The sequence below is a fragment of the Paraniabella hibiscisoli genome (genome assembly GCF_022512515.1).
GTDB classification, from domain to species: domain Bacteria; phylum Bacteroidota; class Bacteroidia; order Chitinophagales; family Chitinophagaceae; genus Niabella; species Niabella hibiscisoli.
In genome coordinates this window covers 4,105,384-4,118,214 of the sequence record NZ_JAKWBK010000001.1, presented here as the reverse complement: position 1 = coordinate 4,118,214, position 12,831 = coordinate 4,105,384, and the positions used below count along the sequence as shown (strand labels likewise).

The window sequence follows — 12,831 nt, the reverse complement described above, 5'->3', positions numbered from 1 at the left end:
TGATAACGAGGTTTTCATTTTATTGATCAGAATGCTATTATTAATATTTAGGATTTTGCCTTGTTATGGCTTTATTTACATCCGTTTCATTTTGTGGAAAAGGATATAACTCATGTTTTCCTGCAACGAAATTGGTACCAGCCGGATAGTTATAGTTGGAACGGATGGCTTTTACTTTGGTATTGGTCTCTGCTATTTTAGTGGCCAGGAGGTTCCAACGAACAAGATCAGCTCTCCTCATGCCTTCAAAACAAAGCTCCCATGCCCTTTCGTTTTGTATAGCGGCGAGGAACTGTTCCTTGGAAAGCCCGCCAACCAGTTCTGCCCTACCTGCATCTGCTTTGGTTACCAGCCTGGCCTGCAATACAGCGCCAGTACCACCTCCCCGACAAGGGTAACTGCCGGAGCGGATGTGTAACCAGAACCGCCGCTAAGATTATAAATAGTAGCTACTCTTCCTGATGTGAGTGTTACGGCCGCTGCCGCACTGGTACCGCCGCCACCTGAAATTTCTACACGGGGAGCTGCATATATCCCGAACCCTGGGAAATTATTCTGATTTCAATTTTACTACCGGGTTGGTCAACGCCGAATGCTCTTTTTCTTATTTGATTGATAGCTTCGTAGGCAACAGTATTCGGACCATTATTCAACTCATTTTCGACTTCTGCACGCATCAGCAATACATCAGCATATCTCATTATAACGGTATTGATATGTGTTAAGGTACGCTCCAGAAGTGAATTGGTTTGGTACTCCTTGCTCCATTTGGCAACCGTCCAGCTTTCATCACCCCTTGCAGACCAAAGCTGGGTTTTGTACCCGTTTGCATCAATAGCATAAGTGGCAATAGCAAAATCGCGGCGCCAATCAAGTGTATCAAAGCTGTTATAAAAAGGTCGTACTGTAAAACACCTGTTAAGAGAAGTACCATACACTCCGAGAGCCGTAGCCGGAGCATTAAAATACCCAAGGTTATTGGTATTAGCTCGCGCATTAGTTGTTGGATTATAAAATGCTACCTGGAACATATTCTCTGTAGGTTCAAGTATATGCTGGCACTGGTTTTTAAATACCTGTGCATAACTCGTATTCAGCTTGTAAAGGTTGGATCCAACTACATCGTCGATCTGCTGCTTGGCCAAAGTATAATACTCTCTATAATCATCAGGCCGCTTCAAAGTGCCATCTTCACGAAGTGAATATCCGCCGGCAAATAAAGCCACTCTTGCCAGCATAGCTTTTACCGCCCACTTATTTACGCGCTCGTCGGCAGGTAAGGTAGCCGGCAACAAATCTGCCGCTTCTTTCAGGTCATTTATCACCTGTGTATATATCTGGTAGCGGTCTGTAAGTCCAAGCTTCAAATTATCCCCTGCCTGCGAGCTTCTTGTTTTAAAGGGCACATCTCCCCATAGGCGCACCAATTCAAAATAATAAAATCCCCGCAAAAATTTAGCTTCCCCAGCATCCGCCTGAGCTGGGCTTTTTCATCCTCAGTACCATTACTAAACAGTTCCATCTGGGGAATTCTCTCAATCACAACGTTTGCCCTGTCGATACCACTATAAAATGCACTCCAGGTTTGGTAATAAAAATTTGTTTCAGGAATCCCAAGGTAATTAGGAATGGTTCTCCAATCGGGGGAGGTACCCGGACTTACCTGTGCGATATCAGTTGCACCATTATAAAGCAAATTAACATACCAGCCATATGTGGCTTCCTGCGACATGATTTCGTAAACGCCCAACGTGGCCATATAAGCTTCATTCACATCTGAAAAAAGTTAGATGTGGTGAAGTAAGAATAAGGTTCCGTTTGTACTGCCTTTTTACAGGCCGGCATAAAGTTTAGCGAAAGAACAAAGAGGGAAATTTTAACCAAACGTAAAAATATTTTCATCTGATGATATTTTGATGTCAGTAATTTATTTACTAAAGAGAAATGTTCAATCCGGCCACAAATGATTTCGCTCTTGGATATGCACTAAAGTCTACACCCGGTGTTAATGCTGTCCTGATCACGCTCACTTCGGGATCATAGCCCGAATACTTCGTAAACACATGCAGGTTATAAGCTGTAAAATAAATACGGGCATTAGCTATCCGTGCTTTATTTACAAAGTTCCTGGGCAATGTATATCCAAAACTGATGTTGTTGAGCCTTAAAAAGAGCCATCCTCTATGATCTCATCATAAAGCCGCCCCGTAGCATTACCATTATATACGGGCTGCGATTTTCCTACATTTAAGGAGGCCAGTAACGCAGGGTCTGTTACGCGCGCACCCGTAGCCGGATCGATGGTCGTCCACCTGTTACTGAAGACGGATAAAGTGTTCTGGTAGTCAAGATCCAACCGGGCATTATTAACCACATTAGCATTATAGATATCATTACCAACCGTAAAGTTCATGAATACGCTTAAGTCGAATCCTTTATAGCTAAAGTTGTTATTTAAACCACCACTATAACGTGGATTAGCGTTACCGATACGCGTTCTGTCTAAATCATTAATCACACCGTCTGGAACTCCATCAGGACCGCTAATGTCTTTGAATTTGATAAACCCGGGTTGCACTGTAATGTTATCTCTCACTACTCCCTCTTTCAGTACATAGGTATTATTGGTAGCATTATAGTCAAAATCCTGAACCCCGTACAACCCATCTTTTATATAGCCATACATAATGCCTACCGGTTGCCCTACTTCTAATATAAAATCGTTAGTAGTGGTGTAACTATTGGTAGTCATGGATCTTTCTCCATCACTCAGACTTAATACTTTGGTTCGATTAAACGACAGATTAAAACTTGTGCTCCAATTGAAATTTGTTTTTCTCACATTGGTAGTATTTAAAGTAAATTCAACGCCCCGGCTCGAAGTGGTGCCTATGTTCTGGAATTGCGTTGTAAACCCGGCACTTGCGGGAATGCGTACATTAAACAGGAGGTCTTTAGACCGATTGTCGTAAATGTCGGTAGTAAGCGTTATCCGCTGTTTCAAAAAACCCAGGTCAAGGCCAATGTTGGTAGCTTCCGAAGCCTCCCATTTAAGAAAAGGGTTCGGCAGATTGTTTTGATAGGCCGTTGAGACCACTGCGTTATTCAGAGGGTAAACACCCGATGTAAAGATACCTAACGCTGCATAATTAGCGATCCTGTTATTGCCGGCCTGGCCATAACTTACCCGTAACTTAAGATCGGAAAAGAGACTTGAACCTTTTAAGAACGATTCGTTGATCACACGCCATGCCAGGGCGACAGAAGGAAAAGTGCCCCAAACATTTTGTTCTCCGAATTTAGAAGAACCATCTCTTCTTAACGTTGCTGTTAACAAATAACGGTCACCGTATCCATAGTTAAGCCTTCCAAAAAATGACAATAGCTTGTCATCTTCGGCAAAAGACGATGGAAATCCCGGCACCGTACCTAAAGATAAATCATCCCATCCCAGGTTTGCCTCCGGAAACGCAGTAGACCTTGCTTCCAGCCCCTCTGAATAATTGTAGATATACTCCTGCCCTGCAGTAACATCCAACTTGTGCTTTTTATTGAACGTGGCTGAATAGGTCAGTGTATTATTATAATTAAACCGTGAACCTATATTATGACCTATCTCGCCGTTAGCACCTCCGCTCCTGATAGCCAACAAGGACGTAGCTTCGTTAAACTCCTTTGCTTTATTGCTATTATCGGTATAACTCACTAAGCCCCGGTAGGTCAGTTGTTTCGTTAAATTGTACTGAATGGTTGCATTTGCATTTAAAGCTTTTATTACCCGCTCCCGGTGTTGTGTTCTTATTTTGACCAACGGGCTTTGAAAGGCAGGAGAATTAGGATTAGGGTCCAAAGGATCTACTTCATATTCCTGCAATTCTTCGTCTGCTCCCAGTAAACCTGTAGTTGGCCTGTATTGCAACATGGTTTGCAACATACTTAAGCGGGCGTTACCCCCTTCCTGCGTACCCAGACCGGTGATCTTTTGATTAGAGTAGTTTACTATAGCATTCACCGTAAACCGGCTCCCTATTTTATGATTCAAAGTAAGCTTGGCAATATTTTTTACGGAACCGCTGTTAAGCATAATGCCCTCGTCATTATTATACGGGCAAAAAACAAATTAAATTTTGTTTCTTTACTGCCGCCATTGATGCTCACTTTATGGTATTGATTATAAGCGGTTTGACCAAAAACCTCTTTTTGCCAGTCTATACCGGGCTGATTTTCGTAACGGATCTTTAAAGAATCGAATGACCCGTAAAAAGTATTGAAACGTTGCCGCTCCGGATCCGTATCAGCGCGTTCGTACATAAGCATTATATACTGGTAGGGAGTCATAACCGGTATGTTGCCACTCACTTTTTTGCGCCCACATACCCGTCATAGTTTACAGACACTTTTCCCGGTTTTATTTGCTTGGTAGTAATAACCACCACTCCATTCGCCCCCTTGCTCCATATATTGCTGTAGCCGATGCATCTTTCAATACATCTACAGATTCAATATCCATGGGATCCAGAAAATTAAGGCCCTCTGTTTGAGGAACGCCATCGACCACGTACAGGGGTTCGTTGCTTTGAGTAATGGACGTACCGCCACGAATTTTTATGGAGGGTTCAGCCCCGGTGTTCCGTCAGACATTGTTACCTGTACGCCGGCCAAACGGCCCTGAAGCGCTTGTCCTACATTTTGAACGGGTACTTTAGCCAACTCGGTACCGCTTACCGAAGAAACAGCACCGGTTAAGTCCTTTCGTTTTTGTGTACCGTAACCCACAACCACTACCTGTTCAAGGCTTTTGTCTTCTTCACGCAGTACAATGGTCCATTCGGATTTATCGCCTACCGCCTGCTCCAGGGGCAGGTATCCTATATAAGAAAAGCTAAGCACAGCGCCCGGGGTGACCTTCATTTCAAAAGTGCCATCAGATTTCGTTAGCGAGGTATTACCCGAGCCTTTAAGCGTTACACTTACTCCAACAAGCGGCTCGTCGGAAGCATTTACCACACGTCCTCCAACTGTTCTTTCCTGCTGGCTGAAAGCGACAGGAACACATCCTAAAATGAACAGCAGCATCAAAAATTTTCTCATTTTTTCCGGTTTGTTTAAAACATTAAAATTGAACATCCACATCGCTGAAGTTTTATGAGCCGGCCTGTTCACGGCGATATTGCCCATAAATATTATTTAATCAACGACAAATTGTCGTAGCAGTTTTATCAATCAAGAGCAATGCGTTATTCAGGCCTACCCCTGAACGTTGTCAGTATGATCAAGCTTTGTCGAATATAGCCCCGATTTTACTCCTTGTGTTTCACAATCGTCCAAAAAGCTATCAATTTTGATGAATAGGGCTTTACAATATATGAAGCTACGCCAACACCAATAACAAAAAATATGTAAAAAATTGATTTACAAATACTTTTATTTTTTTCGCCTGTACTAAAAAAAATTAGCGCCTTCTAAACTTGATTTGGTTGCTTTCCCGCGCATTCATCATTTTTTAATAGAATAAATCAATTTCCGAAAGCTTCATGCACCTTACCATGGTAATTTTAGCACTGCCATTTGAAGGTAAACTCTTAATAAAATCTCCATCCATGACGCATCGGTTCACTGCCAAATTAACAGTAGCTCTATATTTCATTATATGCTGTATAACATCGCCTCATCTTTATGCCCAGGATGCCTGGCTCTCCAATGCCATAAGAACAGCAGGTATACAATTATCTAAAGCCGCACAAAAATATGAGCCCGGCCAAAACCCACGCTCCATAAACCCGGATGGAAGTGTACGCCTGGCCCCTTACACCGATTGGACCACCGGCTTTTTCCGGGATCCTTATGGTCTGGCTACGAGCTTACCGGCGATAAAAAGCTTGCCGAAGAAGCCAGAAGATTTACTCTGGCTCTTGACTCGGTGCGGCATATTACCGATACCCACGACCTGGGCTTTATGCTATATTGCTCTTATGGCAATGCCTGGCGCATTACGGGAGATCCGGTTTACCTGCCAGCTTTGGCCGATGGTGCCAAAAACCTGATGGCCCGTTTTGATCCAAAAGTTGGGGTGATCCGCTCATGGGATTTTGGCAAATGGCACTATCCTGTCATTATCGACAACATGATGAATTTGGAATATTTATATTGGGGCGCAAAGCAGTTTAGCAAGCCCGGGTATGCACAGGTTGCAAGCACTCATGCCCATACAACCATAAAAAACCATTTCAGAAAAGATTTCAGTTCTTACCATGTAATGGATTATGACCCTAAAACGGGCAAAGTGTTAGCCAAAAGAACACACCAGGGCCTCACAGACGAATCGGCATGGGCACGGGGACAGGCCTGGGGCTTATATGGATACACAATGTGCTACGGGAATTCGAAGGATAAGAAGTTCCTTGCCCAGGCGGAGAACATTGCCAGGTTTATCATGACGCATCCCCGCATGCCTAAAGACAAAATACCTGTTTGGGATTTTGACGTGCACAATGCCATGGATGTTGCCGAAAGAGCGCCGAGAGATGCCTCAGCTGCCGCAGTAATTGCCTCAGCCTTGCTGGAACTGAGCCAATATGTACCCGATGGCAGAAAATATTATAACTACGCCGAAGATATACTGAAGTCTCTGTCTTCAGATACCTACCTGGCAAAACCGGGCGATAACCAGTTTTTTATTTTAAAACATAGCGTGGGCGCTTTTTTATACAATTCAGAAATTGATACGCCCCTGGATTACGCTGACTATTATTACCTGGAAGCGCTTAAAAGATATGCGATGCTGAAGAAAATAAAATAAATTTTCTACCCTTTTAATATAATCATATGTATCAACGATTCCTGACCATCTTATTTTTTATAGGTGTTGCCTTGCTCCCGGCTTTCGCCCAAACAGTAACCAACACCTTACTTAACGTTAATTATGAGAACGGCACCACCCATTCAGGTATCGTTGGGGTAACTGCTACCCATGCTACGGCAACCGATGCTGCGTTTATGGTACAACCCGGTGCCGGCAGCAATTGGGCCATCGCCCATAAAATAGCGTATGGTGATTCTGCTTACTATTCAGACGGCAATTGGAGAAGCGAAGCGGACGCGATTGCTTATCTCCCCGCCCGGTTTCAGCCGGGCGATGAACGGCGCTATGAATTCAGCATCTTGCTTAAAGACTGGACGCCCTGGGTCTCGGGTGGTATACACGAAACGAATGTTTTCCAGCTAAAAGTATCCGGCAATTCTGAAAGCGATTCGGGAGTTCCCCTGCAATTGCGTGTAGCGAGAAACGCCTTAAGGCTGAGATATGTAAACAGTTCGAAGGTATACAATTTTCTGGCCGATGTACGGCCCTATTATAACCAGTGGATTCATTTCAGGATAGACGCCAAATGGACCCTGGATGCCACGGGCTATATCAAAACCTACATGAAACTGCCGGGACAAAGTGACTTTACGATGGTAGATGACTCAACCAACTACAACACTTTTGCAGGCGACCCCGGCATTGGTAATATTGGCTATATTAAATGGGGACTATACGGGCTACAGGAAGGTCTTACCCATACCATTTATCATGATGACATCAGGATATTTGAGTTGAACAATAACAGCGCACCTATCGCACTTTGGAACAATCCCATTACAGATAATAACCCTGCATACCAGGCAGGCCCATACTCTCCTGCCAACGATGTGGTAGCTGCTAACCTGGTTAATAACAGCACATCGCCTAGCTCCGATTTCTCGCGTACCACATTAACCCCTGCGGGTGGAGCTACTTTGAGCGGCAGGTATTTACTAGGCGGATGGGTAAACGGTACGGTAGCCACACCCAGCCCGTTTGATAATACCGAGTATTATGAGTTTAAAGTCGCTCCAGAAGCAGGCTATCAACTCAATTTTAGCAATATGACATTTTACTGGAGAACCGGTGGAGCCACCCATCCTAACACCTACGTATTACGCTCCAGTCTTGATAATTTTGCCACCAATATTTCAGCGCGGTTACCGTAAGCGATGACCCGGCCAATACCGGTAATTTTGGCAATACTACAATCTTTGACCTGGCCAATATTTCAACAAGCGGCGAAATCACTTTCAGGATGTACTGGTATGGTGCAACAGCTAGCGGAGGGTTGGTAGGTATCGACAATTTTGCATTTAGCGGAACAGTATTCCCTATAACGTTACCGGTAAATTTTGGCTCCATAAATGCCACTTTTAAAAACAATGGGATGCTGGTAAGCTGGCAAAGTCTTAACGAAACCAATAACAGTTATTTTGAAATACAGGCATCAAAAGACGGACAACATTTTACTACCATCAAAACCATTCCGTCAAAAAAGGCAATTCATCTCAACCTCAGAGCTATGAAGCTACTGTAGCCGCTGCAGATATAGCCACGCTAATCAGCCTGCCGCTGTTGCTGGGATTTTTAGGTTTTGGCATAAAGAGGCACTCTAAGATCATCTTCTTTACAACATTGATTGTATTTACAGCGCTCGCTATCTCCTGCAATAAATACAATGACGCCCTGATCAATGGTAAGGATAAATTATTTTTAAGAATTAAACAGGTAGATATAAACGGGAAGGCAGGTTATTCTAAAATTGTTAACGTGGTTACTGAGTAACACATTAGTTTTTCAAACTCAAAAAATGCAATTGAAGACGCCACCGGGCTTCATTAGCTGACTGGTGGAAGGACATCGTCACCTACCATTGACCTAAATAAATATTTAGAATTTTAGTTTTTATCATGACTTTATTCAACGCTTTACAGATGATCTTCTTCTTCCGATCCTTAAAGGCGCTAACGGTTACCATTGCTTTGCAGTTAACGGGCCTTGTTGCTGTTTCACAACAACACCAACTCGCTGCTAAAAGCTTCGCCATACTCAACCTTAAGCATCCAGGTATGCAGCAAGTGGCTAAGGCTGTTGCCGGAAAAGATTATGAAGGTGCTTCCCAACATTTGCTTGCCTATTTCCGCAGCCGCAAAGGAGCTTTAACTGTGCAGGCTACAGGCAAACATGTCAATGCCAATGTGCAACAATTGGCTGATGATATTTTGCAACATAAATTTAAGCCCCACAAAGGTTATGGAACTTTCGATTATGGCAAAGATATCAACTGGCAATACCGCCCGGTGCAGGACCAACTACTATCCACCTTTTTGCACCGTACTACATTCTGGGAGTCACTGGCCTCCGTTTATCTGGCCACAGGCAATGAAAAATATGCCAAAGAATGGATTTTGCAGGTGCAGGATTATATTAAAAAAAACAGGCAGGGCGCGCACCCCGATGATCAACAATTTGCCTGGAAAGCCTTCGTGGTTTCGTTCAGGCTCAACAACTGGGCGTCTTTTTTAACCAGTTTATTAACTCCCCCATTTCACCCCTCAGTTTTTAATGGAATTTCTGCAATCGTACAAGGAGCAGGCTGATTATGTCATTTCCCATTACACCGATATAGGCAATCACCGTTTGTACGAAGCCGAACACTTGTTGTTGGCCGGCACCAGTTTCCCTGAAATGGTAAACGCTGGCGCCTGGCGCCGAAGTGGTATAGACGTGTTAAACGCCGAAATCGTGAAACAGGTGTATCCGGACGGAATGCAGTTTGAACTATCACCTGGCTATCACATAGGCACCATTGGCACTTTTCTCCGCGCCTTAAAAATGGTAAAAGATGCAGGCTTACAAAAAGAATTTCCTGAACGTTACAGCAATTGGGTAGAGAAAATGGTGTTGGCGGTTCCTAAATTTACATTCCCCGATTATAGTTTTCCGCTATATGGCAATTCCTTTCTTACTACGAAAGCAACCATGCTCAATAATTATCAAACCTGGAGCCAGGCATTTCCGGAAAATAAAGAGATACAGTATTTTGCTACAGACGGAAAATCGGGTGAAGCCCCCAATATTTGTCCGGCGCGCTTAAAAATGCCGGGTTTTATGCCTTTAGAAATGGCTGGAATGAGCAATCGACGGTGATGCAGATCAAAGCGGGTCCGCCCGCCGAATTCCACTCCCACCCTGATAATGGTAATTTTGTGCTTTGGGTAAAAGGCCGTGATTTCACGCCCGATGCAGGCAGTTTTGTATATGCCAATGTGGGTAATAATGAAAATGCCAAACGAGACTGGTACCGCAGCACCAAAGCCCATCAAACACTAACCCTGAACGATCAAAATATTACCAATGATGCAAAGTTGAGAAAATGGGAGACAACTCGCTTCCCCCTCACTGGGAAAAAGCAAGCAGGTACACTGGAAATTTTAAGCTATACCAATCCCAGCTATAAAGAGCTGGATCACCAGCGCAGCTTTCTATTTGTAGATCAATCCTTTTTTATCATTATTGATAAGGCATCTGGAGAAGCTACCGGCAAACTGGGTATTCATTTTAATTTTAAAGAGGATGTTAATCCTGTATTGGACAAACAAAACAACCTGGCCTACACTACTTACGATGACGGCAACAACCTGCTTATCCGGAATTTAAATTCCGACCCCGTGAAGATGCGTGAAGAAGCAAGCTTTGTTTCCTACGAATATCAGAAAGAAACGCCAAGACCGGCTTTTGTATTTGAAAAGATGAAAACAGATACATCCGCTCAAACTTTTGTAACGGTCGTTTATCCTTACAATGGCAGTAAGCCTCCTGAAATCTTAATCAAAGAAAATGCAGGCCATAGCTACGCTCAAGGCCACATCAATTTAACATTAACTATCAACGGAAAGTCAAGAACCATTTCAACAAACCAGCTATGAAAAGAATTATTAAAAGATTAACCGCACTCGCAGTCCTGTTGATATGCGTTTTTATTACTGGAAGTGCCCAGGAGCGCCTTATTACTAAAGAAAGCTTTGGCCGCTAAACCTTTCCTACCCCGGACTTGAAAGGGTCAATCAGCTTTTTATACAAGGAAAATATGGCGATGCGGCTAATGCTTTATTGCACTACTACCGCAACCGGAAAAACGTGAAACATGCTGACTTTAATGTAGGAGATGAAGAAAGGTTTAAGAGAGTATTAATTGGCAAAGCACAACAGGAGAAAGCAGATAACGCATTAAAACACCTGTTTCAACCACAAAAAGGATATGGCTATTATGATTATGGAAAAGATATCAACTGGCAATACTGGCCGGTAAAAGACAATGAAGTACGCTGGCAATTGCACCGTGTAACCTGGTGGCAGGCCATGGGCCTGGCCTACCGTGGCAGCAAAGATGAAAAGTATGCTAAAGAGTGGATATTTCAATTCAGGGACTGGATGAAAAAAATCCTTTAGGTTTATCTGCAGACAACGACCGTTATGCCTGGCGTCCGCTGGAGGTATCCGAAAGGTTGCAGAGTTTGCCAGGAACCTTTAACCTTTTTGTTACTTCTTCGAATTTTACACCTGCATTTTTACTCGATTTCTTAAATAGTTACAACCAACAGGCAGATTATGTTCCAAAACATTATAGTGAGGAAGGCAATCATTTATTGTTTGAGGCCCAACGTGTTTTAGGCGCAGGCTCATTTTTTCCGGAACTTAAAATGGCCGGCGAATGGCGCAGGAGCGGCATAGAAGTGCTCAACCGTGAGATTGTTAAACAGGTGTATCCTGATGGCATACAATGGGAACTTTCACCTGCTTACCAGGTAGCTACTATCGATATTTTTCTCAGGGATATAATGCAGCAAAAATGTCAGGACTCGTAAGTGAATTTCCGCCCGGTTATATCAAAACCATAGAAGAAATGATCGTGGCTACGGCGAAAATCTCTTTCCCCGATTATAATAATCCTATGTTTGGCGATGCCTGGCTTGTTAAAAAAGAAGAAAGAGTAAGGCGTTTCCAGAGCTGGTCTGAAGTTTTCCCTGATAATCAATTCATCAAATATTTTGCAACAGAAGGTAAAGAAGGGCAATTGCCCGGGTATCTGTCGAGTGCGTTGACACCTTCGGGATTTTATACCTTCAGAAACGGCTGGGATAACAAATCTACCGTAATGGTTTTAAAGGCAAGTCCTCCGGGAAAATTTCATGCACAGCCGGATAACGGCACGTTTGAACTTTGGGTAAAGGGAAGAAACTTCACTCCGGATGCAGGCGCATACGTATATAGCGGAGATGCTGCAATTAACAAAATGAGAGATTGGTACCGGCAAACCAGGGTACATAATACCTTAACACTCGATAACCAGAATATGGTTGTAACCAAAGCGGTTCAAAACAAATGGCAGGCCGGTGATTACCTGGATGTGCTGACTTATACGAATCCCAGTTACAATGAATTGAACCATCAGCGCAGTATATTATTTATTGACCAACAATATTTCTTAATCGTTGACAGGGCCATTGGAAAAGCTACAGGTACATTAAGTGTGCACTTCCAATTAAAAGAAGACAGCAACCCTGTTTTTGATAAGGCTGGTAAAAAAGTGTATACCAGTTATCCTGACGGGAACAACCTTTTAATACAGTCATTGAATACCGACAACCTATCATTGGCAGAAGAAAAAAGTAAAGTTTCTTACGAGTATATGAAGGAGACGGAACGACCTGCTTTTTCATTTGAGAAGCCGAAGACTGATGCCCAGACACAACAATTTGTAAGCATACTTTGCCCATACAGTGGCAATACAGTGCCTCAAATTACTATCAAAGAAAACGAGGGCAATGATTATGAAAAAGGAAACATCAATCTTACCATAAGTATTGACGGGAAAAAGAGTAAGGTAAAAGCAAAGCTATATTGACACTATTTCAAAAACTGTGCACACAAAAAATCGGAGTTTAGAACTTCGATTTTTTTATGCCAGCCAGCCCTGAGAA

The 12,831-nt window shown here is 43.2% G+C and carries 17 protein-coding genes and 1 pseudogene; 10 read left to right on the top strand and 8 right to left on the bottom strand.

Annotated features, from left to right (window positions below):
• Positions 1–40 precede the first annotated feature (40 nt).
• From MKP07_RS25410 to MKP07_RS25375, 8 genes are all read right to left on the bottom strand, one after another.
• The gene (locus MKP07_RS25410; protein WP_240849956.1) at positions 41–364 is read right to left on the bottom strand and encodes a RagB/SusD family nutrient uptake outer membrane protein; all 324 of its coding nucleotides are present in this window, start codon (positions 362–364) and stop codon (positions 41–43) included.
• 148 nt (positions 365–512) lie between these two features.
• Positions 513–1,424: a RagB/SusD family nutrient uptake outer membrane protein gene (locus MKP07_RS25405; protein ID WP_240849954.1), complete on the bottom strand. Its 912-nt coding sequence runs from the start codon at positions 1,422–1,424 to the stop codon at positions 513–515.
• Positions 1,364–1,774 (bottom strand): hypothetical protein, encoded by a 411-nt coding sequence (locus MKP07_RS25400; protein WP_240849953.1) that lies wholly within the window; start codon positions 1,772–1,774, stop codon positions 1,364–1,366. The genes MKP07_RS25405 and MKP07_RS25400 overlap by 61 nt, the downstream gene beginning before the upstream one ends.
• Positions 1,775–1,934: 160 nt before the next feature.
• Entirely contained in the window at positions 1,935–2,135 is a 201-nt protein-coding gene (locus MKP07_RS25395; RefSeq protein ID WP_240849950.1) for a hypothetical protein, read from the bottom strand.
• Between the two features lie 29 nt (positions 2,136–2,164).
• Positions 2,165–4,084 carry a SusC/RagA family TonB-linked outer membrane protein gene (locus tag MKP07_RS25390; protein WP_240849947.1) on the bottom strand — a complete coding sequence of 640 codons (1,920 nt, stop codon included), beginning with the start codon at positions 4,082–4,084 and terminating at the stop codon, positions 2,165–2,167.
• On the bottom strand, positions 4,063–4,359 hold the full coding sequence (locus tag MKP07_RS25385) for a hypothetical protein (RefSeq protein ID WP_240849945.1): 297 nt from the start codon (positions 4,357–4,359) through the stop codon (positions 4,063–4,065). The genes MKP07_RS25390 and MKP07_RS25385 overlap by 22 nt, the downstream gene beginning before the upstream one ends.
• Positions 4,360–4,408: 49 nt before the next feature.
• The gene (locus MKP07_RS25380) at positions 4,409–4,585 is read right to left on the bottom strand and encodes a TonB-dependent receptor plug domain-containing protein (protein WP_240851066.1); all 177 of its coding nucleotides are present in this window, start codon (positions 4,583–4,585) and stop codon (positions 4,409–4,411) included.
• Positions 4,586–4,605: 20 nt separating this feature from the next.
• Complete coding sequence (locus MKP07_RS25375) at positions 4,606–5,178, bottom strand: carboxypeptidase-like regulatory domain-containing protein (RefSeq protein WP_240849943.1); 573 nt, start codon at positions 5,176–5,178, stop codon at positions 4,606–4,608.
• 637 nt (positions 5,179–5,815) lie between these two features.
• Between MKP07_RS25375 and MKP07_RS25370 the strand changes: the two genes are divergently transcribed.
• The 10 genes and pseudogenes from MKP07_RS25370 (at position 5,816) to MKP07_RS25335 (ending at position 12,755) form a co-directional block, all read left to right on the top strand.
• Positions 5,816–6,799: a glycoside hydrolase family protein gene (locus MKP07_RS25370; protein ID WP_240849941.1), complete on the top strand. Its 984-nt coding sequence runs from the start codon at positions 5,816–5,818 to the stop codon at positions 6,797–6,799.
• Positions 6,800–6,825: 26 nt separating this feature from the next.
• Positions 6,826–8,013, top strand: coding sequence for a heparin lyase I family protein (locus tag MKP07_RS25365; protein ID WP_240849938.1), 1,188 nt, complete (start codon positions 6,826–6,828; stop codon positions 8,011–8,013).
• 89 nt (positions 8,014–8,102) lie between these two features.
• Complete coding sequence (locus MKP07_RS25360) at positions 8,103–8,384, top strand: hypothetical protein (RefSeq protein WP_240849936.1); 282 nt, start codon at positions 8,103–8,105, stop codon at positions 8,382–8,384.
• Positions 8,385–8,422: 38 nt separating this feature from the next.
• Positions 8,423–8,632: a hypothetical protein gene (locus MKP07_RS25355; RefSeq protein ID WP_240849934.1), complete on the top strand. Its 210-nt coding sequence runs from the start codon at positions 8,423–8,425 to the stop codon at positions 8,630–8,632.
• A 125-nt stretch (positions 8,633–8,757) separates the two neighbouring features.
• Positions 8,758–9,447: a heparinase II/III family protein gene (locus tag MKP07_RS39530; protein ID WP_262919468.1), complete on the top strand. Its 690-nt coding sequence runs from the start codon at positions 8,758–8,760 to the stop codon at positions 9,445–9,447.
• Positions 9,413–9,997: a heparinase II/III family protein gene (locus tag MKP07_RS39525; protein ID WP_262919467.1), complete on the top strand. Its 585-nt coding sequence runs from the start codon at positions 9,413–9,415 to the stop codon at positions 9,995–9,997. The genes MKP07_RS39530 and MKP07_RS39525 overlap by 35 nt, the downstream gene beginning before the upstream one ends.
• Entirely contained in the window at positions 9,928–10,776 is an 849-nt protein-coding gene (locus tag MKP07_RS25345) for a heparinase II/III family protein (protein WP_240849932.1), read from the top strand. The genes MKP07_RS39525 and MKP07_RS25345 overlap by 70 nt, the downstream gene beginning before the upstream one ends.
• Positions 10,777–10,924: 148 nt before the next feature.
• Positions 10,925–11,299 carry a heparinase II/III family protein gene (locus MKP07_RS39520; RefSeq protein ID WP_317236102.1) on the top strand — a complete coding sequence of 125 codons (375 nt, stop codon included), beginning with the start codon at positions 10,925–10,927 and terminating at the stop codon, positions 11,297–11,299.
• Positions 11,257–11,837 (top strand): annotated as a pseudogene (locus MKP07_RS39515) (heparinase II/III family protein); the annotation flags it as partial. The gene MKP07_RS39520 and the pseudogene MKP07_RS39515, both read left to right, overlap by 43 nt.
• Before the next feature lie 87 nt (positions 11,838–11,924).
• Positions 11,925–12,755 carry a heparinase II/III family protein gene (locus tag MKP07_RS25335; RefSeq protein ID WP_394803696.1) on the top strand — a complete coding sequence of 277 codons (831 nt, stop codon included), beginning with the start codon at positions 11,925–11,927 and terminating at the stop codon, positions 12,753–12,755.
• The last annotated feature ends 76 nt before the right edge of the window (positions 12,756–12,831 follow it).